This is a genomic window from Paenibacillus sp. 1182 (genome assembly GCF_017833915.1).
GTDB classification, from domain to species: domain Bacteria; phylum Bacillota; class Bacilli; order Paenibacillales; family Paenibacillaceae; genus Paenibacillus; species Paenibacillus polymyxa_D.
This window is the reverse complement of record NZ_JAFICR010000005.1, coordinates 344,327-364,455: the sequence shown is the minus strand read 5'-3', so window position 1 is coordinate 364,455 and position 20,129 is coordinate 344,327. Positions and strand designations below refer to the sequence as shown.

Genomic DNA, 20,129 nt, shown 5'->3' with positions numbered 1-20,129 from the left:
TTCCTCCATTTACTTCAAAGTAAGTGATTGATCAATTACTAAATTTTGTACACCTTCAACTAACTGAATATGCTCAATCCATAGTTCCAATAAAGATACGTTTGAGTAACCTTGAGCGGTATCCTGCTCATGAATAGCACCTCCATTGCTTGTTAATTTAGTTAGTGATTGATCAATCACTAATGATTGGCCTCAGTATAGTTTATTCCTTTTTACTTTGCAAGTGCTTTTTGTTCAACTTTATATAAAAGATTGGTCCCCCAGTTGATGTCCATTAGGGTGTGGTGTCAAACAATCACTTAATATGACTTTATAATGCCATGTTATTAGGTGTATGCTCCTAGAGAGGTGAAGCGTATGCCACTAAGCAGACATTTTGAAATTATTTATATGTTACTCCATAAGAAAAAAGTGACTGCTGATGAATTGGCAGAACATTTTGAGGTTTCCACACGAACCATTTATCGGGACATAGATGTCTTAAGCGCAGCTGGGATTCCCATCTACAGCAGTAGAGGCAAGGGTGGCGGAATATCATTGATGGAGGGTTATGTCTTTAACACCTCTTTACTGTCCGAGCAGGAACAAGATGATATCTTAATGGCCCTTCAGAGTGTGGCCACCGCTACCATCCCACAGGTAGAAGAAGTGCTGAACAAATTGAGTAGGCTTTTTAAAAAAGACATGGGTAACTGGATCGAGGTAGATTTTTCGCCATGGGGAAGCCAAAACAGTCAAAGACAGCTATTTACACTCATTCGCAACGCAATAATTATAAACCATGTTATAAAGTTCCGCTATTATAACGTCGCCGGGGAACAGAGTTATCGTAGCGTCGAACCTGCCAAGCTATTGTTTAAAGATAAATCCTGGTATGTGGAAGGTTACTGTTTAAATACCGAAAGTCATCGTGTATTTAAGATTAGCCGAATGAAAGAGATTACAGTTTCCGAAATTAGTTATGAGCCAAGAACGGTCGTAGCATCTACAGATACAAAAATGAACAATTTGCTTGATACCATTGAAGTAACTCTTCACATTTCTGCTCAAGGTGCTTACCGCGTATACGATGAATTTGCCGAGAAAACAATTACTCAGAAGGAAGACGGCTCTTATACCGTCACGGCACAATTTCCCGTAGGCAATTGGCTGGACAGTTATCTGCTGTCCTTTGGTCCCCTCCTTATAAAGGTTAGCCCCGAACAAGTACGTACAAGAATATTGTCTCATTTAGAAACGATGAAAAGAAATTTAAATGATCCTCTATAATATGACACCATGTAGTCATATTATCACTGCTATGATGAGTTTGAAGTTATCGCTCACAACATACTCACCATAGGAGGTTGAAGAATCAATGAATCCACATAGACCCATGCCACCAGCAGTAGAAACTTACTTTACATCAGCCAACAAATCCCGGCTTGAAACATTTACTTCCGCTTTCGATAAAGATGCGTTGATCTTGGATAATCATCGCGAAATCAAAGGTATGGAAGCCATAAAATCATGGTGTGAAGCAGAAATATTGGAGCCGAATGTCACCTTCGAGATCATGGATATGGATGACACAAATAATACCGTCGTCGTAACTGCGAAAGTAGACGGAGACTTTGATAAATCGAATCTTCCCGACCCACTCCTACTTAAACATCAATTTCTAGTAAACAACAATAAAATTAAAGAACTGATTATTACACTCCCATAAAGTAATTAAAAGAGGATTTTGTAAAAATCCCATAAGCGACTTCCAATGAACAAGATATAGATCGAGATGGTTTAGTTCGTCTATATCTTGCACTTCGGAGCGACTGGAATCGAATTTTGCAAAATCCTGAAAAAACAAGAAAGGGAAAACCGTATATGTCCGCTTATGTTGTTTTTATACGTGAACAGAGTACCGATCAAACTGAACTCCAACTCTATTCTCAGTTGGCACCGGCAGGTTTGGCGGGACATTCCGTCAAACCCCTAGCAATGTATGGCGCATACCTGGTCCTCGAAGGACCCGATATTGAAGGGTTGGCCATCCTGGAATTCCCCACTTTTGAGGAAGCACAAGCTTGGTACTTTAGTCCAGCCTATCAAAAAGCCCTAAAGCATCGACTGCGCGGAGGGCGGTACCGAGGTATCATTGTCGATAGTGTGTAAGGTTCGCAAAACAAGTGAACTCGGAGTGAAGATACCTAGAGGTAGTTCTCAACCACATTGTGAAAATCAGGAGGAATTATTCGCATGAGTTTTCAATTAGAAAACATTGTAAGTGAGTTTAAAGGTAAAAAGGCCTTGGTCACAGGCGGTACCAAAGGAATGGGAGAGGCTATTGCTAAGAGACTTACGGCTGCAGGTGCTACTGTAATTACTACGGCTCGAACTACTCCAGTTAATTTAGAAAATCCGGATCTATTTATTCCAGCCGATATTAGTACGCCTGCAGGTGTAGATAAAGTGGTAACCAGCGTTCTTGAGCGCCTAGGCGGTGTAGATATTCTTGTCAACAATGTTGGAGGCTCGTCAGCCCCATCCGGGGGAGCCCTTATCTTGACAGACGAGCATTGGCAGCAAACTTTTAACGCCAATCTGTTTGCTGCTGTCCGTTTAGACCGTGGACTGCTGCCGGCTATGGTTGAAAAGGAAGCCGGTGTTATTATTCATATTTCATCCATTCAACGTCGCTTGCCGCTATATGATGCAACATTGGCTTATGCTGCAGCCAAAGCAGCTTTAACTACTTACAGCAAAGGGTTAGCCAAGCAGTTTTCGCCTCAAGGCATTCGTATTAATACAGTTGCGCCAGGCTTTATCGAAACGAAGGCAGCACAAAGTTTGATTGATCGGATTGCTGAGACGACAGGTGACCGAGAAAGTGCATTAAAGCAACTGATGGACTCGTTGGGAGGAATTCCAATTGGTCGTCCAGGACTACCAGAAGAAGTCGCTGAGCTTGTTGCTTTTCTGGTATCTGACCGGGCCGCTTCTATTACAGGAAGTGAATATAATATTGACGGCGGAACAGTACCAACGGTCTAAAACTCAAGCTAAATACGCTTTATCAATAAGCCCATAACCGTATTTGGAAGCAAATTAATTTTCCAATTTATAAGGGTGTGGGCTCTCTTTGATCCTAAACAGCTCTGCTAAAACCGTGGAGGCTTTGTAGCAGCCGATTTTGCTCCAATCGCAATTAGAGTTTGCCTAAGTTCATCCTGAGTTACCTTTGCCATTTCTTGTGCAGTAGGATATTTCGGTTTTACTGCGTTTCCATTCCTTCTCATTGCGGAACTTTTCAGAGCCTCGCGAACGTGATGTAATCGACTTGGACAGGCTCTGCCGATTCGATCCGAAGTGCCCGGTTGATCTGTCCCCGGTGATATTGCCCATGTAAGAGGACCTGCAACAGGATGTCCCGGACGGACGTTCGGAACGGAACCCCGCTCTGGTTCGCATAGTCGATCATCTCATCCAACTCGGATTCCTCGAGCCCTTCGATATAGACACGATATTGTTCGGCGTTTTCTTCGAACATCGTCCGGATCGCCGACAGGTCTTCAGCTTCCTCCCACACCGAATATTGCGCGCTGCCCTTGCCCTGCAATCGGGACAGCCAGACTCGTTCCGCGACCGCGACGTGCCGAACCAGCTTCAGAAGGTCCTTGTTCTTCGTCTCACTCTCCTCGAGCGCGTCCAAGATGCGTCCGTCCGCCCAGTACAGGTGGTCCATCATGCACTTGATCGTCTTCATTTCGGTTTCCCCCTCTTCATCTCATCGATTACTTGAACCTACTGTTAACCGTTAGTTTAATCATTTGAATGAACTAAAACAACCTTTTTTGGGGTGAATTCCTTGTTGCTGTAAACTTCCAAGGAGAAACGTGCATTTTCAAAAAGTTAGTGGCTTGTCGCTCCCTTTTGGGAAGCACTCATGGGAGATTAAGCCTACTCTGGTTGCTGCACCATCCTCATTTTACGTTTAGCCTTGAAAGATCTTTGATACTTTAATTTCATAACCCTTCTCAGGCACTGCCTTTTTTAAAAAATCATTTGGCTAGGTCTATTTTGTTATTGTCTTTTTGGGGCTACGACCATCCTTCATTATATTCCATTTTTAAATATTAATTAAAGAACATACGCGGGTAGCAGTAGTGATTTAAAAGAGCCTTATCTTAATCTAGCACTAAGAAAACACTTTATTTTCATCTGACAATCACGTAGAAGGTGCCAAAAAAGCCTATCTAATGAACAGACATACGCAAAACGTATTATCTATGTCCATCAGATAGGCTTTTATATAACTACTACCGTTTAATAACGATCAGCTTTGTTTCCAGCATTTCTTCCATGGCATACTTTACGCCTTCGCGTCCGGTGCCACTTTGCTTCACACCACCATACGGCATATGGTCGACACGGAAGCTTGGAATGTCATTGATCACCACGCCGCCAACCTCAAGCTTGTCTGCTGCATCCAGCGCGGTCGTGATATTACGTGTGTAAATTCCCGCCTGCAGGCCATAGATCGAATCATTCACATGGTTTACGGCTTCATCTATAGAGCTAACAGAATGAATCAGCACGAGCGGGGCAAACACTTCACGACAGGATACCTTGGAAGTCGGGTCCACATTAAGCAAAACCGTCGGCTCCAAAATACCTCCCTTGACTTGGCCACCCAGAGCGATTCTCGCACCTGCTCGAACCGCTTCTTCCAACCATTCACGGACACGTTCGACGTCCTTGGCTGAAATAAGCGCGGATACATCCGTGTCCGGCTCTAGCGGATCTCCCATTTTTAAACGTTGAGTTGCTTCTATAAATCGGGATACAAAGGTATCATACAGTTCATCGACAACGTAAATACGTTGAACGGATATGCACACCTGCCCTTGATTGGCAAAGGCTCCACTCACACAACGGTCGATGACCGCTTCCACATCCGTATCACGGTCGATAATAACGGCCGCGTTGGAACCCAGCTCCAGCGTGACCCGCTTCAAGCCAGCCTTGGAGCGAATTTCTGTACCGACCGCCGGGCTACCGGTAAAAGTGATATAGCTGACGCGCGGATCAGTGACAAGTACGTCGCCAATGGTTTTACCATCGCCGCTGATCACGTTAAGAGCGCCCGCAGGCATTCCAGCATGCTCCAACAGCTCCGCGATTAGGTAAGCCGACAACGGCGTCTGCTCCGCAGGCTTTAATACGACTGTATTGCCTGCTGCCAGCGCGGGACCCACTTTATGAGCGACCAGATTCATCGGGAAGTTAAATGGTGTAATAGCTCCTACTACTCCGACAGGTTCTTTGAGCGTGTAGGCCATACGGCCCTCGCCGCCCGGTGCGGCATCCAGCGGAATGGTTTCCCCGTGAATCCGTTTGGCTTCTTCAGCTGCGAACTTGTAGGTTTGCACCGTCCGATCAACCTCCGCCAGCGCAGCTTTCCATGGTTTTGACGCTTCGCGTGCAATGAGGCGCGCTGCATCCTCACGCCGCTCTTCCAGCAGGTCAGCCAGTTTCTCCAAAATGGCTGACCGCTGGTGCGCTGGCATGGCTCGCATCTCCGAGCGTGCATCAGAGGCCGCCTGAATAGCAGCCTTGACATCTTCTGGCGTGGCCTCTGCCACCTCAGCAATGATTTCCCCGGAATACGGTGATTTCAACGTCGTGTACGTTGAAGCTACCTTCCATTCTCCTCCAATAAATAAATGCTGCTGCATGCTTTTTCCTCCTTTTCTCTATATTAACGTCTCTTTTACCATCTATTTTACCGTCAGCACCGGACAAGGTGCATGCTGAATCACATGATGGCTCACGCTGCCCAGTATCATTTCAGAAACAAGTCCTTTTCCCCGTGTTCCCATAATGATCAGATCCACCTTTTCCTGATCTGCAATTTCACAAATGATACTCGCTGGATTACCATGACCCGCTAGCATACGGCAAGGGATGTCCGCGTTCTTTAAATAGTCGGATGCAGGTTCTAAGATATGACGCCCCTCCTCTTCGATCCGTTCATCCACATCCACCCCAATCGGGGGCTCATTCATGGATAGAGCTGGGTTTACATGCAATACAGTCAGATGCGGATTCCCCTGAAGCTGTTTAGACAACGTTTTGGCTGTCTCCAACGCCTTCATCGCGTGTTCCGAACCATCAATCGCGACCAGAATATGTTTGTATTCGTTCATACTCTTTTCCTCCTCAGAAGTTCGATATTAGTGTGCATCCACCTGAATATCCTGCATATGTCGACGACGTACGATCAGCACAGCTACACCAATCAGTACCATCAATGCTCCAAAATAAAACGGGGTTTCTGCTGAGTACCACTCTGACAGCTTCCCTGCAAGCCACGGCGAAATGGCCCCACCCAAAAAACGCATGAAGCTGTAGGCCGCAGATGCTGTCGAGCGCTCCACTGGAGCAGCCTGCATAACAGCAGTTGTAATCAATGTATTGTTAATCCCCAGAAAAATACCAGCTACAATGACGGCGACAATGACAGTCGTTGGCGAGCCAGCTACCGTCCCAATCGCCATAACACCTAAATCAATGGCAAATAGCGTCAGCATGATACTAATGGAAGATACCACGCTCAAGCGTGCTTGAATCTTTGGTGCTACAAACACCGAGGTAAAGGCTAGCATAATTCCCCAGCCAAAAAATACATAACCCAAACCATGCTCGTCCAGATGCATTACATATGGAGAATACGCCATCAACGTAAAAAATCCAAAGTTATATAACAACGCTACAATACCGAGCGTGAGTAAAGCTGGATAACTAAGCGCTTTGAACGGATCGGCAATGGAACCGCGTTTTTTGGGCTTTGGAATCGAAGGCAGCATAAACGTAATGAACAAAAATCCCACGACCATTAGTCCGGCTACACCGAAAAACGGACCACGCCAGGAAATGGAGCCTAACTCACCGCCCAGCAGCGGACCCACTGAAATCCCGAGGCCCAAGGCCGCTTCATACAAAATAATTGCTTTAGCTGTTCCAGAAGTAGACAGACCTACAATCGCAGATAACGCTGTTGCGATAAACAAAGCGTTCCCCAAGCCCCAGCCTGCCCGGTAGCCCACAATTCCGCCAACTGTATTGGCCGTGCCGCCAAGTCCAGCAAACACAATAATAAACAAAATCCCGGTTAGTAACGTCCATTTGACACCCAATCGACTAGATACGACGCCCGTAATCAGCATCGCAACGCCTGTTACCAGGTTATAGCTGGTGAACAGCAATGACACTTGGCTTTTCGTAGCATGAAGCTGATCGGCAATGGCCGGAAGAATCGGATCGACCAATCCCAGGCCCATAAATGAAATAACACAAGCAAAGGCGACCGCCCATACCGCTTTAGGTTGAGACAGCAAGCCTGAGCGTTCTTTTAGCTCTTCAGGTAATGCATGTTGTGAACTCATATTATGATGTTACCTCCACATCTGAATGTAAATGTTCTTGTTATGATGGGTTGTGATCAAGTTCCTCATCCAAAAGGGTTTTGCGTTCACGAACCCTGACCCGCAACTCCTCCAACTCAGTCTGGAGCAAACGGATGCTGTTGATTTTTCCCTCCATTAATTCCAACTGTTCGTTCAGTGTACCTTCCATATCCTCCAACATGGCCCGTCGCTCGTTCGGTTGCAAATGCTCCGTTCGCTCGCGATATTCCTCCCGCTGACCCTTGAGCATTTCCGCTGCGGACATGTAACGCTGAAGCTCTTGCAAGGAGAATCCAAGTACTTCCTTGGCACTCACTATTTTTTTTAGTAAATCCACATCCTCCTGCGTATACAGGCGCATATTTCCTTCACTGCGTTGCGGGGAGGGCAATAATCCGATCTCCTCATAATAACGAATAGTTCGCTTCGTCAGACCACTTTGCTTGGCGACCTCATCAATTTTATACGTAACCATGACACCCACCTTATGAAAAAGATTATATATAAATACTACGCCTATATAACGTTAACGTCAACGTAAACTTTGATATAAAAAGAAACCGCCTCTATTGGAGACGGTTCCTGTTTTGACTAGCACGGTCATAGACCCGAAGCATCGGCGCTCAAGCCCATGAATATAGCTTTAGATGAAAATGGTACGTGTGATGATAACCAGCAAAATGAAGAGTACCAGAATAACACCAGTGGAAGTAAACATGTTGTAGCCGCCACCACCGCAACCTCTTTCTACTTCACCCATCTTAAGTTCCTCCTCCCTCTGTCGATTACAACAAATCGCCCGAAATCAGATTCATGAGCTACGAATTAGATGACGAATGCTTTGGAAATAATAACGAGCAGAATGAAAAGTACCAGAATCGCTCCTGTAGATGTAAAAGCTCCATAACCAGCGCCTACTCCAGACATGGTGATTCCTCCCTTCATGGTTTACAAGAGCATCTTATGCTTATGCCATCATTCATGATAGGGACAAATGCCGCGCCTGCCGCCCAAATCTAGGTTTGGTATTGTATAGTCCTGTTATTCTTCGGACCCGAGCATGCCGTGATAGAGGAGGTTTCGTGCCTGCTTGGCAAGTACAGACGGACTTTCACGTCCAGGCAACAATTTCGTTAACGTCAGCCGTTCAATCAAGCCGATCACGCATTCTGCTATCAGTTCAGGGTCCAGTTCCTCACGGCACGAGCCCCATCGTTGCGCAGCCAGCAGATGCTTTTTGATATGCTCGGCCATTTCCGCCTTAATGCGCACCGAGTCTGCCGCCTGGTAAAATCCGACACGGGTGATCGCCGGATTGTTAGACAACACGCGAAAAATAGCCTCCAGAAACACTTGTCCCCGTTGCAAAATTTCAGCTTCGCTTTGATCCGGACCTATCTTCATGCTTTGAACCGTTTCATTCACCAAAGTACGAAAGCTCTCCACAAGCTCATCATACATCTGTTCCTTGCTTTCAAAATGAATATAAAAATCCGGCTGCGTCAATCCTGCGCGTGCCGCGATCGAACTTACCTTTGTCTGATAAAACCCCGTCTGAGCGAACTCTTCAGCCCCTGCTTCCAGTAACAACCGTCGACTCTCCCGACTTCTGACTCCTGCTCCCATCACGGTCTTGCCCCCTTACGCCACAAATCTATCGTATTATAAAGTTCCTTTGCAGTAAGAACAACGGGCTTGAGGATGATATATACCTTTCCTTCAAAAGTCCTAATACGGAAGGACTGAAAGTTTCGGAAAATCAAGGGCATCTCCCTACAAGGTATAATTAACCAATCTGATGGCGAGCGAGCAGGATTTATTACGCTCAGTGATGAGGACAATATTTGCGCATCATCTCAATCGTCGTCAGATCATCATCCAGCCCCCGTTGTTGCAAGCCGTCGATAATTTGCTGACGTTCCTGATCTTTGACATTTTGACCGAATTTAAACTTGGCGGTCCAATCCTCCGGTACAATTTTGATCAGAGCGACCCCTTTCAAACGTGAAGCATACCGAGAATCGCTAGCATCAATCGTGTCATACCCGCCTTCCGGTTGCAGCTTACTCATAAAAATGGAAAAGGCCGATGCTTTTTCTTCCAAATCCACTACATGCTCCGCATGACCACGAACGGTAATGCTTTTAAAAAATGAAGTCGCCGGACATGCCATATGTTCATCCGTAAAATAAGATGGAATGAGCGCATATTCTTTGGCGGCTGAAAAAGTAACCCGATTATCCTCTTTCATCTGTTCCATCTTTTCTCCAGCACGGCTGCCATGAATATAAAAAACGCCATTTCCATAAGCGAAATTCAAGGGAACCACACGCGGAAAACCATCCTCGCTGTTCATGCCTAAAAATCCGAAACTGACCTCGCTTAGAAACTGCTCTATTTCCTCTAGTTCTGCCACCGCAAATTCTTTCCTTCTCATAGAGAACTCTCCCTCCATCTATTGACCAATGATACATTTCAGATTATGTTGAAAATGGATTCATAAAAAGACCCAATATGAACGAAAGTGAGTGGCCCAATCGAAGGAGAAGAGTATGGATATTACGATTGCATATCAGCGCGCGCTTCAAAAATATCATCTAAAATACTTGGCATTGTATCATGCTCTTCGTGAGGGAATCCTCAATGGTTCCCTTGCGAGTGGTACGCGTCTGCCTTCCACTCGTGATCTGGCTGTGATGTATGGAATTTCGCGAGGGAGTGTTAAAGAAGCATACGATATGCTGCTGGCAGAAGGATATGTAGACTCGGCAGTAGGCAGAGGAACCTTTGTTATGCAACAGACAGCGGTGCTACCAAACCCATCTCAAATCGGCCTGCAGAATCAGAATCCACCCGTTTCCAAGCAAAAATCCCCTACGCTGTCAGCATGGGGACAACGAATCATGCAGATCGAAAGGGAACGAAACTTACAGTCGTCTCCTGTTTCTGCTACAGATAGAGACCGTGCACAACAGCCTTTGATTTCTTTTCAGGCAGGAGAAGTTGTATTGGAGGGCAATTCACAGATCGCATGGAAAAGCGCACTGACTGCCGCTGGAAAAGATCTGCAAAAGCCCTCGGCTGACGAAACTACTGCGCCAGTGAGCGGTGATGAATGGCTACGTGAAGCGATTTGCCATCATGTTGGCAGAACACGCGGAATTACGGCCAGCCCGGATCAAGTCGTATTATGCAGTGGTTCCATGGAAGTAATCACGTTATTAAGTCAGTTGCTTATTCATGAACAAGATCGAATTGTATTGGAGAATCCTTGTTATTCCGGCATCTACCGTGCAGTTACTGCCTCAGGCGGACAGATACTCGCTGCCGAAATGGATCAACACGGAATTGTCCCACAGGATTGGGATTCCAAATTGCTGTTTGTTACACCTGGACGACAGTTTCCAACCGGTGCAGTGTTGCCATTAACACGACGTCAACATATTTTGCAATGGGCAGCATCCAAGGGAGCGTGGATCATTGAGGACGATTATGACAGTGAATTCCGCTGGGCAGGACGACCCATTGAACCGTTAAAAGCACTGGATTGCGCAGAATGTGTCATCTATGTCGGTTCCTTTTCCAAAAGCATGTTCAGCAGCCTTCGGCTCGGGTTTGCAATCCTGCCCGTTGAATTAGCCCAAGCGCTGACAGCTGCCAAACGACTATACGATCCCCTGCCGCCTGCCCGCTTGGAACAGCGCGCACTGGCACGTTTTATGATGCGCGGCGACTACGTTCGCCATGTGCGTCGGATGACTCGCATATACAGGTCTCGCTACGACGTGTTCCAGCGGGAAATACAGCAGTTGAATGAACTGTTTCACTGGCATCAGAACAATTGCGGACTACATGCCTATGCCATCTGGAAGCATGATTCTGCCCAGTATCATCATTTGATGCAGACAGCACGATTTTACGGAGTCACATGGCGTGATGCCGCTGATTACCAACTGACACCGGGACCTCCATCAGCTTGCTTTATCTTTGCCCATCTATCGGAGCAACAAATTATTGAAGGGTTTAACCGTCTGCGCCAGGCATGGGACAGTATCAAACATGAGTATCACGGAGCAAAGCTGAGGCTTTAAAAAGGTACTCCATTCGCGCTTTGTATATAGCAAATTAGACTAACGATAAAGAAGAATTGCCCTTTCCATTCCCTTACTTTTTCATATGATGCTAGTAACTTAAAAGAATTGGAGTGAGAGAAATGGCAATTAGTCCGCTTTGTAGACAGTTTGCAGCTATATTAAAAGCAACACCTCAAATCATCAACGGAGTTTGTACTGCATCTACAGTCAGAAATAACATCAAGCCGATCATTTTAGGGAAAAGGGCCAGATCCTTTCTTGCCATACCCCAAGCTTTTTCTTTCGAAAGTATTGGCCGTAACGGAAAAGGATTATGTCTTGGTGAAACCGTGATTTTGACCGCAGAAATTAATCCGTTTATTTCTCGACTTCGTAAACACGATATCAAAGTGACGGCACTGCACAATCACTGGCTATTTGATAACCCCAATCTCTGGTACATCCACTTCGAAAAAGTAGAAAAACCGCTTGTTTTCGCCACAGAAGTGCGTGACGCGCTTAATGTCTTGACAACGAAGCCTGTACGGCCGGTTATTAAGAAAAAGTAAGCTATCAATAAATGCAAAGATCCGCTTTGGCGGGTCTTTTTGTGTTATGGGCGGAACATAGGACAAAACAGATTAATATTCTACATTAGCCCATTTATCTAAAAGGAGAGCTTTATGAAAAACAAATTAATCTTTGATTATATTGTCGTAGGAACAGGTCCTGCGGGTGCTGTAATAGCGAAAACCCTTACGGATGATAAGCAAACATCGGTTCTTGTGCTGGAAGCAGGGGAAAATAACGATAAAGATAAACCCATTAGGGACTCTACCTTTGCCCCGGAGCTGGAGGAACAATTTTTCCCTGAATACTTTTGGCAAGGGGAAGGCATTCCACAAAATGGAGTAGACGATCGGTCATTCGAATGGACCACAGGACGGCTGCTAGGCGGTGGCTCTTCAATTAACGGCGAGCAGTATGTACGGCCTACTTCGGCTGTATTTAGAGAATGGGAAAAACTTTTAGGCCCATTATGGTCACCTAGAAGAGCCATTCGCCGATTCAAAAAACTAGAAAAATATAATGGAGAAACGAATAATCCAAGGGTTCACGGATATAGCGGACGGATTGATATTAGGCAAGCCCCTGTTAACCCTACGTCTATGGCGCAGAAACTAACCTTGGCCATTGAACGTGCTACAGGTTTTCCGGAAATCCTCGATTATAACGATCCTAAAACTCCCCTTGGTCCCTTTACCCGATGGCAGTTGTTCCAAAAACCAAATGGACACAGGGAAAGCTCTTCAACCGCTTTTCTCTCGCCAGGCATCATGACTTCTTCCGGACAGGGCGTAAACGGCCGGAAGTTGAGGGTTTTCTTTAAATCAACAACTTTGCGCGTTCTTTTTACTAACAAGCGCGCTGTAGGAGTGGAATTCCTCCGTGAAGGAATATGTACACGAGCTTATGCGCGGAAGAAGGTTATCGTCTCAGCAGGCATTAACAGCGCCCAGTTATTAATGCTATCCGGAATCGGACCTGAAAAATCGCTTAAAGACAAAGGGATTCATGTAGTATTTAATAATCCCAATGTAGGCAAACGCCTGCGTAACCATACTCTGAACTTTGCCTCCTTCTCAACCAATCCCAAGGATCGCGCACTGCCTTCTAATGATCCAAGTGCTCTATATACGGGTGGAGCCTTCTTGCCTGATCCCAATGGAACGGAGGACCATCGTCGGGCGGTTCAAATGCTAGGTATAGGTTCGGAAGGCATGCTTACCTTAGGTTTGATTTACTTACGCCCTGCAAGCCGGGGATCGATCAAACTGCAAAACAACGACCCTCTGAAAATCGTGCTTGCAGATGAAGGCTTTCTCTCGAATCCCGAGGACATGGAAGCGGTGAAAAACATATATAAAAATTATGTCAAAAACATAGCGGCAGAGCTAACGGCCATTGACCCATCATATCAACTCGTTTCTCCTACGCTTAAGGTTATTGACGACGATTCCAGCTTGGAGGAGTTTATCAAGCAAAATTTTGATCATAATCATCACCAGCAAGGTTCTCTTCGCATGGCCCCCTTAAATAAAGGAGGCGTCGTGGATCGTAGAGGTAACGTGCATGGAGTCAAAAATTTAATCGTTGCCGATGCTTCCATCATCCCCTTCACGGTCGATGGTAACACATCCGCTGCTGCATACCTGATAGGATATACCATAGCACGACAATTAAAGCTGCTGGATAAAAATATACGCGCTCGAAAGTTAAGACGGCAACGATATGAAGAATATGAAGAGTAGCCTGAGACTCGTTCGTCATTTGCGGCGGATGACTCGAATATATCCCCTTATTTAATTACTAGCCCCAAAAGGCCCACAAAGGATGAAGCCTGATGCGGTGAGATGATGCAGCCATTCAAGTCTTCTATCTCTACTTGTAATCCATCAAATTCGCAATCACTGAGATCAATTCCCTTGAGCTTGGACCCCGACAGGGTGGCTTGATCCAGATTGCAACGGGCAAAAGAGGTTTTTTGTAGTGTTAAATGATACAGATCTGCACTTATCAAAGAACAATCCTCAAAACCAACTTGCTTGAAATTAGCAAAACGGAACATCGAATAATCCCCTAAACAATCCGAAAAACGAACGTTTTGGAACCTGCTTCTCGAAAAATCCGTTCCGAGCAATTTGCAGTTTCTGAACTCTACCCGATGGATAAAGGAACCTGAAAAATTAACATTCGATAGATCGCATTTATCAAAAATAACGTCTGTCCATTCACTTTCCGGCAATGACGATTCCATGATCGTTACATTTTTAAAAGTCATCTTCTCTAATGAAACCTTAACCGCTTCCATATTGTCCAAAATGATATCCTCTACAGACCCTATACTGAGTTCGTCTTTGGATCGTATGGAGCGCATTTCTTCATTTAATACGGGTAAATCCGCAGGAATCTTTGGCAACTCCATTTTATTTTTCATTATATCTCTACCTCCACGATTGAGAGCCCTCTAGGATATCTATATGAATCTATTTTCTATCAATTCTCATACATAGGGTAGCAAAAGTATTTCTCACACATATATTAACGTAGTGAGCACGCTCACGAACCTTTGTTAGGAGGTTGATAACATGGCAGTACAGCTATCTAATCAAGTGTTCTCCATCTCTGTCGGAGATTACGGGGATCTCTCTTCCTTGCGACTGGTAGGGGACACTTTTAATACCAACTATGTTATGAACAGCTCCAACGCACCTAAACAGAATACGTCGGATCATCAATGGCTGGGTGAACTCATGTTCACCTATCGTCTCGGCAACGGAGCGTGGACTCGGGCATGGACAAGCAATTCTGCTGATGCGCGCCAGATCACCTCTTCTGGAAACAGTGTCCAGGTAGCCTATCAGAATTCATCAAACCATCAGGGAATACGTAATTTCATTTTACATGAAACTTATTCGTTGGTTAACGATTATTTGCACTGGCAAATGAAAGTAACGAACAGCTCTAATCAAACGCTGGAGATCGGAGATTGGGGACTGCCACTTCCGTTTAACGAGTACTGGTCGGGTGGCAATAATGAACAAATTTATGAAACCAGAGTACTCTCACACTCCTTTGTAGGCCATAACAGTTCCTTTATTACCGCTGGACGACCTAGCGGCATCGGACCGTATGTACTACTAATCCCTGATGCCTCAACGGGGGCTGGTCTCGAATATCAGGACCATTGGAGAACTGAGGAGCATCCCGGCAGCACATGGGCTATGGAGCAAGGGGGCTGGTCCGAAGGACTGAATGTGTTCTATATCCACTCCAATGTCATCAAGAGCACCAACCGTGGCTATCTTGGAAGCACCAGTCTGTCGCTGGCTCCTGGTGAAAGCAAAACGTATGCTTTTAAATTTTACAAGGTAGCGGACGAGCAGGCCGTAAAGGACAGGCTGTACAGTGAGGGACATGTGGATGTGACCGTGGTTCCGGGTATGATCTTCCCAACCAATCTCAAGGCTAAATTCGATCTGCATACCAGCAAATCCATTACCTCTGTCACCGCGCAATATCCGTCGGAAACGACCATCAGCTATCTGGAAACAGCCCCTACAAACCATAAAATATATGAACTTACACTGGGACGACTGGGACATAACAATATTACGGTTAACTATGGTAACGGCGAAAAAACCGTTCTCCAGTTCTATGCCATCGAGCCAATCGAAGCTGCACTTCAGCGTCACTCTACCTTCATGGTCAACAGCACCCAATGGAACGTTCCGGGCGACCTGAGGGATAAGGTCTTTGATGACTGGATGATGCAGTACAAGGCCAAACGCAACAGCTTTGCTGGTTACTGGGGCTGGGGTGACGATTGGGGGCTAACTCACGGTCAGTTTCTGGCGGAGAAAAACGTTCAGAAGCCCGTGGCATCTGAGATCAAGGCAGTCGATGATTATTTGGAAGTGGCCATCTGGACGAATTTGATGGAAGGCCATCATAGCGATTATCTGGTTCCTGATTTCCTGATGCCGCAGCCTAATACGACACCAACGTACCGGGGCTATGCCTATCCGCACATTTATAATACGTTTTTTAGCATGTATAAACTTGCCAAGCTGTATCCCAACCTGATCAGCTATCGCAATAGCAAAAACACATATTTGCTACGTGCTTATCATATTTTTAAAGCGTTGTATGAAGGCCCTGTTGCCTATAACTGGAACACGGGACTCATGGGTGAGCTAACTACACCTGATATTATTAAAGCGCTTCAGGAAGAAGGCTTGACCACCGAGGCTAACGACCTGATTGCCAAAATGGCTACCAAGTACAACAATTTCAAGAATACCACCTATCCTTATGGCTCTGAGTATAACTATGACAATACAGGCGAAGAAGCCGTATATACACTCGCCAAAATGAACAACAACACGACGATGATGAGCAAAATCAACGCCAAAACGCGTGCTGCACGCGGTCATATGCCTGTCTGGTACTATTACGCCGATCCGGTCACCATTACCGGAGAGAATTGGTGGAACTTCCAGTACACGACCTCACTGGCCGGCTATGCGATGGATGACTGGACACGTCGTTATTCGTCCAAGCCTGAAGTGGATCAGCGTCTATCCTATGCCGCCAAGCTGGCGAACATCGGGGCGATTAACTCGGGACAGATCAGCTCTGATCCTGCCAATATCGGGGCGGTATCGTGGACATATCAGGCAGGCAAGGGCAATTACGGCGCCCTGGGTCTGGACGGCGGCCCTCTCTTTAACGGATGGCGTGGCATGTCCGGGGAAGCCGATCTAGGGCTGTTTGGAGCCATTAAAATTCTAAGCTCGGATGTTGCTGTCGATCCCATATTCGGTTTGTTCGGTTATGGCTGTGACGTTACAGAAAGCAATAACAGCTATACGGTTACTCCAAAAGACGGCGTATTCCAACGTCTGCATCTGATCACCCAGAAGCTGAGTCTGGAGTTGAACCGGGATCAATATAGCTTGGCCATCGTGTCCAAGTCCAAGAACAACATGCGCCTGACACTGAAAAATATGACCCCAGGCACGACTCATACTACCGTTATGAGCTTGACCGGACTCGCGGCAGGTACGTATGACGTGCTCGTAGACGGTACCAAAACCGGATCAGTCACGGCTGCTAACAGCTCTGCGATCACGGTCAGACTGAATATCGGTACGGCAGCCAACTATGATATCCGTATTCAATCGAGTACAGGTAATCCGTCTCCCGCTGGAGACATTATAGCCCATTATGAATTTGACGAAACGGCCGGATCTACCGCAGTCGATTCTTCCGGTTATGGACAACAGGCCAGTGTAAATGGAGGCTCGTGGGGCGCGGGACGGAATGGCAATGCTCTGCGCCTTAACGGTACAGACGCCTATGCCAGCCTGCCCGGCGGAATAGTTAGCAGCCTCAATGACTTTACCATTGCCGCATGGGTACGAGTGAACACGCATAATGGCTGGGCACGCCTGTTTGATTTTGGAGCAAGCACGGATCGGTATATGTTTTTGACACCTAAGGCCGAGGGAACTGGTATGCGCTTCGCTATCACTATCGCGGGGAACGGAAAGGAACAACAGTTGAATGCGCCGGAGCTAGCAACAGGGGTTTGGAAGCATGTCGCCGTGACTTTGTCAGGCAATACTGGAATGATGTATGTGGACGGTGTAGAGGCGACGCGTAACACGAACATGACGCTGAATCCTTCCAGTCTTGGACTGACAAACCGGAACTATATTGGGAAATCCCAGTTTGATGATCCCTATCTGAACGGCGCAGTAGATGAACTGATCATTTACAACAGAGCCCTGACCGCTCAGGAAATCCGGGGCTTGGCCTCGGCAAGTAGCATCATTACAGCCCCTGATGTGGGAGTCCAAGCATATGCTGAGGGGGCAGATTAGAATGCATTATGCATTCATTCATGCCGTTAACGTTTTAGATTGTGAATGATTTGTATTATGAATGATTTGTATCGTGAAACATTTGCATCGTAAATGATTGGGATCGTGAATTATTTCTGCTGGTGCTTCTCATTGCCTCCGCCCCGGATTTCTTATATTAATTCTGTAATCAGGGGAGAAATCCGGGGAGGTGATGCTTCCGAAGTGAGCCTTCCTGTGGAAATCTCTTAAAGCGACCACTTTACCAAAGTAATCAGCGGCAGCTATTCCATCTATAGATCAATTAGCTTCGTCTAATACGTGTCGTTCTTGGTCTTAAGCGAGCGAGTTCCTCACTGGTGAGTTGTCTAGTATAGGAGCGAGGGGAAGACCCTGTATCTACCCTCAGCACCCTGCCTGCCCCGCTGGGTCGGGCTACTCGTGTGTTGAATACCTGCATGGCCCACTGCACTGGAAAGGCTATGGATAAGCGACCATCTGCCGTGCCTGCATAATTAACCGCAGCTGCATAATTATCAGACTGTCTGAGCCATACAGAGCCAGAATCCCCGGGTAGTGATACAGGAGTCGTACCTCTAATAACTGTCTGATCTTCGAAGGTCAGTAAGCCCAACTCTCCACCATAATTGATTTGCAGGTCCGTATAGACGGACTCTACCGTGCCATTGACCCGCCCGGTCGTACGCCCTACCTTCTTCAACCTATCCCCTATGCGATAAGCGGTCACATGACCCGGAATCGCTCCTACTGTGGCATAACGCGGATTGAGCAGGTTGTTACGGGTCGGAAGCGAAAGCGCCCCATCAATCAGGTTCGTTCCGGTAGGATTCAAGCGCACGTAACGATATAGCCGTCCTATACGATCCTGAGCAACCGTCCCCCCATCGGCTCCGCCTGGCTGAATTGTAGCCTCCCGATTGTCTGTATTGGAGGGATTGAGGACATGGTTGTTGCTAAAAAGATAACGTGTAGCCGGCGCTCCAGTTGGGGCGACGATGAGTCCGGTTGTACCGGAGCCTTCAATCGTCCCGACACTGTAGCCGGCGATGACCGGGCGTATGCGCACTCTGTAGTCCGTAGCATTGGCTCTGATCTTTCCAGTCTTTACAATTCGGACTGGAACGTTTGTTTTCTTTCCTAATGCGGTGGCCGACAGGAGTCCAGTAGAGGCCGACGCTAAACGGTCCGTGTACACAATGACAGCGGCTCCCCTTTTGGGATGGGCAGGGTCCCTGTATCCTACGCCAATGCCGTGGACACCGGACATTTTTAAGACTCGCTTGGCCATCCGCTTTTTCACTTGAAGCGCGGCCGAGAAGGTAGCCAACATGATCATCTCCTTTTACATTCAGATGAAATATTGTATGGCTAAGGCCGCTTCGCGTTCCATTTGATCTACGATCGCTGTATTGAAAAGCATATGAAAACATACCATAAAATGGTACACTTATTTCCGAAATTGACATCTTATCATTTGATTCTGATGTTCAAGGAGGTACTTTATGTTTTCAATCATGTTGACATACAGCATACAAGCAATTGCAATTTTACTAATTATCTTTGAATTGTTGAGAAAAAACAGAAAAAAAGTAGGCTGGGGATCACTTTCACTGCTGTTATCTCTTCTTGGCATGGCTGTTTCTTTTGAATTTGGCGATTACATATTGGGAGACCAGTTGCTTTCCTTTTTTGGATTGTCCGCATGGTCCAATCCTGTCGATAATACTAGGTTTCACTACACCATTTATCTATCCAGTATTTTTTTTATTCCCAGTTTAATCATTGGATATAAAAATCCTAAAGAGTTTGGAGCTACAATCGGAAAACGGGTTTCTAGTATATATCTAACTTTGATCATCATTTCGCTTTTATTTTTTATTATAAGTATTTTCTCGAAGTAACGTTGGATGTGCGTCGTTCCAAAACAAAAGCCTTTCTCAGCGGAGGGTTTCTGTTTTATCACATTAATTCCGAACATTCCTGGGTGGGTAATTAGATTAAGGAGCTGATATTATCTATAATTCATTTACCTCAACATTTTTTGCTGCGTTAACTGCAATCACCCTCATAACGCTGCCAAAATTAGAAGCTAGGGTGAGTAAGAGAACAATGTTGAAAGTGAGAATTTCCATAATAACAACAGTTCTGCTGATCGGAGTCGT

General features: G+C 46.1%; 20 protein-coding genes. 9 read left to right on the top strand and 11 right to left on the bottom strand.

What is annotated here, in order from left to right:
- Positions 1–9: 9 nt before the first annotated feature.
- Complete coding sequence (locus JOD82_RS13025; RefSeq protein WP_176715746.1) at positions 10–180, bottom strand: hypothetical protein; 171 nt, start codon at positions 178–180, stop codon at positions 10–12.
- 177 nt (positions 181–357) lie between these two features.
- On the opposite strand from JOD82_RS13025, the gene JOD82_RS13020 reads away from it, so the two are divergent.
- The 4 genes from JOD82_RS13020 (at position 358) to JOD82_RS13005 (ending at position 3,030) form a co-directional block, all read left to right on the top strand.
- Positions 358–1,269 carry a helix-turn-helix transcriptional regulator gene (locus tag JOD82_RS13020; RefSeq protein WP_069012150.1) on the top strand — a complete coding sequence of 304 codons (912 nt, stop codon included), beginning with the start codon at positions 358–360 and terminating at the stop codon, positions 1,267–1,269.
- Positions 1,270–1,357: 88 nt separating this feature from the next.
- Positions 1,358–1,708, top strand: coding sequence for a nuclear transport factor 2 family protein (locus JOD82_RS13015; protein ID WP_069012151.1), 351 nt, complete (start codon positions 1,358–1,360; stop codon positions 1,706–1,708).
- Positions 1,709–1,824: 116 nt separating this feature from the next.
- Positions 1,825–2,151: a DUF1330 domain-containing protein gene (locus tag JOD82_RS13010; RefSeq protein ID WP_238437996.1), complete on the top strand. Its 327-nt coding sequence runs from the start codon at positions 1,825–1,827 to the stop codon at positions 2,149–2,151.
- An 84-nt stretch (positions 2,152–2,235) separates the two neighbouring features.
- Complete coding sequence (locus JOD82_RS13005; protein WP_069009978.1) at positions 2,236–3,030, top strand: SDR family oxidoreductase; 795 nt, start codon at positions 2,236–2,238, stop codon at positions 3,028–3,030.
- Between the two features lie 256 nt (positions 3,031–3,286).
- On the opposite strand, the gene JOD82_RS13000 is transcribed toward JOD82_RS13005, so the two are convergent.
- From JOD82_RS13000 to JOD82_RS12965, 8 genes are all read right to left on the bottom strand, one after another.
- Entirely contained in the window at positions 3,287–3,742 is a 456-nt protein-coding gene (locus JOD82_RS13000) for a DinB family protein (RefSeq protein ID WP_208332374.1), read from the bottom strand.
- A gap of 553 nt (positions 3,743–4,295) precedes the next feature.
- A complete protein-coding gene (locus JOD82_RS12995) occupies positions 4,296–5,714 on the bottom strand; it encodes an aldehyde dehydrogenase family protein (RefSeq protein WP_069010960.1) in 1,419 nt (472 codons plus the stop codon).
- Positions 5,715–5,756: 42 nt separating this feature from the next.
- On the bottom strand, positions 5,757–6,185 hold the full coding sequence (locus JOD82_RS12990; RefSeq protein ID WP_069010959.1) for a universal stress protein: 429 nt from the start codon (positions 6,183–6,185) through the stop codon (positions 5,757–5,759).
- Between the two features lie 27 nt (positions 6,186–6,212).
- A complete protein-coding gene (locus JOD82_RS12985) occupies positions 6,213–7,424 on the bottom strand; it encodes an MFS transporter (RefSeq protein ID WP_069010958.1) in 1,212 nt (403 codons plus the stop codon).
- A gap of 40 nt (positions 7,425–7,464) precedes the next feature.
- Positions 7,465–7,920: a MerR family transcriptional regulator gene (locus tag JOD82_RS12980; RefSeq protein ID WP_069010957.1), complete on the bottom strand. Its 456-nt coding sequence runs from the start codon at positions 7,918–7,920 to the stop codon at positions 7,465–7,467.
- Positions 7,921–8,270: 350 nt separating this feature from the next.
- A complete protein-coding gene (locus JOD82_RS12975; protein WP_014599460.1) occupies positions 8,271–8,372 on the bottom strand; it encodes a hypothetical protein in 102 nt (33 codons plus the stop codon).
- 114 nt (positions 8,373–8,486) lie between these two features.
- Positions 8,487–9,071, bottom strand: a complete 585-nt coding sequence (locus tag JOD82_RS12970; protein ID WP_069010956.1) for a TetR/AcrR family transcriptional regulator — start codon at positions 9,069–9,071, stop codon at positions 8,487–8,489.
- 199 nt (positions 9,072–9,270) lie between these two features.
- Entirely contained in the window at positions 9,271–9,882 is a 612-nt protein-coding gene (locus JOD82_RS12965; RefSeq protein ID WP_069010955.1) for a pyridoxamine 5'-phosphate oxidase family protein, read from the bottom strand.
- Between the two features lie 115 nt (positions 9,883–9,997).
- On the opposite strand from JOD82_RS12965, the gene pdxR reads away from it, so the two are divergent.
- The 3 genes from pdxR to JOD82_RS12950 all read left to right on the top strand — a co-directional run bounded on the left by pdxR (position 9,998) and on the right by JOD82_RS12950 (position 13,830).
- A complete protein-coding gene (gene pdxR, locus JOD82_RS12960) occupies positions 9,998–11,536 on the top strand; it encodes a MocR-like pyridoxine biosynthesis transcription factor PdxR (protein WP_069010954.1) in 1,539 nt (512 codons plus the stop codon).
- Positions 11,537–11,658: 122 nt separating this feature from the next.
- A complete protein-coding gene (locus JOD82_RS12955; RefSeq protein ID WP_039270545.1) occupies positions 11,659–12,087 on the top strand; it encodes a DUF1259 domain-containing protein in 429 nt (142 codons plus the stop codon).
- A gap of 114 nt (positions 12,088–12,201) precedes the next feature.
- A complete protein-coding gene (locus tag JOD82_RS12950) occupies positions 12,202–13,830 on the top strand; it encodes a GMC family oxidoreductase (RefSeq protein WP_208332376.1) in 1,629 nt (542 codons plus the stop codon).
- A gap of 47 nt (positions 13,831–13,877) precedes the next feature.
- Here JOD82_RS12950 and JOD82_RS12945 read toward each other — a convergent pair whose 3' ends face one another.
- Complete coding sequence (locus JOD82_RS12945) at positions 13,878–14,516, bottom strand: pentapeptide repeat-containing protein (protein WP_029515839.1); 639 nt, start codon at positions 14,514–14,516, stop codon at positions 13,878–13,880.
- Between the two features lie 151 nt (positions 14,517–14,667).
- On the opposite strand from JOD82_RS12945, the gene JOD82_RS12940 reads away from it, so the two are divergent.
- Positions 14,668–17,967 (top strand): DUF5695 domain-containing protein, encoded by a 3,300-nt coding sequence (locus tag JOD82_RS12940; protein WP_069010952.1) that lies wholly within the window; start codon positions 14,668–14,670, stop codon positions 17,965–17,967.
- Between the two features lie 283 nt (positions 17,968–18,250).
- On the opposite strand, the gene JOD82_RS12935 is transcribed toward JOD82_RS12940, so the two are convergent.
- Complete coding sequence (locus tag JOD82_RS12935) at positions 18,251–19,297, bottom strand: hypothetical protein (RefSeq protein WP_069010951.1); 1,047 nt, start codon at positions 19,295–19,297, stop codon at positions 18,251–18,253.
- 172 nt (positions 19,298–19,469) lie between these two features.
- Between JOD82_RS12935 and JOD82_RS12930 the strand changes: the two genes are divergently transcribed.
- Positions 19,470–19,868, top strand: coding sequence for a hypothetical protein (locus JOD82_RS12930; protein ID WP_029515842.1), 399 nt, complete (start codon positions 19,470–19,472; stop codon positions 19,866–19,868).
- The last annotated feature ends 261 nt before the right edge of the window (positions 19,869–20,129 follow it).

Coding starts and splice junctions, on each gene's coding strand:
- JOD82_RS13020 (WP_069012150.1), top strand. CDS start 358: ATGCCACTAAGCAGACATTTTGAAATTATTTATATGTTACTCCATAAG.
- JOD82_RS13015 (WP_069012151.1), top strand. CDS start 1,358: ATGAATCCACATAGACCCATGCCACCAGCAGTAGAAACTTACTTTACA.
- JOD82_RS13005 (WP_069009978.1), top strand. CDS start 2,236: ATGAGTTTTCAATTAGAAAACATTGTAAGTGAGTTTAAAGGTAAAAAG.
- JOD82_RS13000 (WP_208332374.1), bottom strand. CDS start 3,742: ATGAAGACGATCAAGTGCATGATGGACCACCTGTACTGGGCGGACGGA.
- JOD82_RS12995 (WP_069010960.1), bottom strand. CDS start 5,714: ATGCAGCAGCATTTATTTATTGGAGGAGAATGGAAGGTAGCTTCAACG.
- JOD82_RS12990 (WP_069010959.1), bottom strand. CDS start 6,185: ATGAACGAATACAAACATATTCTGGTCGCGATTGATGGTTCGGAACAC.
- JOD82_RS12985 (WP_069010958.1), bottom strand. CDS start 7,424: ATGAGTTCACAACATGCATTACCTGAAGAGCTAAAAGAACGCTCAGGC.
- JOD82_RS12980 (WP_069010957.1), bottom strand. CDS start 7,920: ATGGTTACGTATAAAATTGATGAGGTCGCCAAGCAAAGTGGTCTGACG.
- JOD82_RS12975 (WP_014599460.1), bottom strand. CDS start 8,372: ATGTCTGGAGTAGGCGCTGGTTATGGAGCTTTTACATCTACAGGAGCG.
- JOD82_RS12970 (WP_069010956.1), bottom strand. CDS start 9,071: ATGGGAGCAGGAGTCAGAAGTCGGGAGAGTCGACGGTTGTTACTGGAA.
- JOD82_RS12965 (WP_069010955.1), bottom strand. CDS start 9,882: ATGAGAAGGAAAGAATTTGCGGTGGCAGAACTAGAGGAAATAGAGCAG.
- pdxR (WP_069010954.1), top strand. CDS start 9,998: ATGGATATTACGATTGCATATCAGCGCGCGCTTCAAAAATATCATCTA.
- JOD82_RS12955 (WP_039270545.1), top strand. CDS start 11,659: ATGGCAATTAGTCCGCTTTGTAGACAGTTTGCAGCTATATTAAAAGCA.
- JOD82_RS12950 (WP_208332376.1), top strand. CDS start 12,202: ATGAAAAACAAATTAATCTTTGATTATATTGTCGTAGGAACAGGTCCT.
- JOD82_RS12945 (WP_029515839.1), bottom strand. CDS start 14,516: ATGAAAAATAAAATGGAGTTGCCAAAGATTCCTGCGGATTTACCCGTA.
- JOD82_RS12940 (WP_069010952.1), top strand. CDS start 14,668: ATGGCAGTACAGCTATCTAATCAAGTGTTCTCCATCTCTGTCGGAGAT.
- JOD82_RS12935 (WP_069010951.1), bottom strand. CDS start 19,297: ATGTTGGCTACCTTCTCGGCCGCGCTTCAAGTGAAAAAGCGGATGGCC.
- JOD82_RS12930 (WP_029515842.1), top strand. CDS start 19,470: ATGTTTTCAATCATGTTGACATACAGCATACAAGCAATTGCAATTTTA.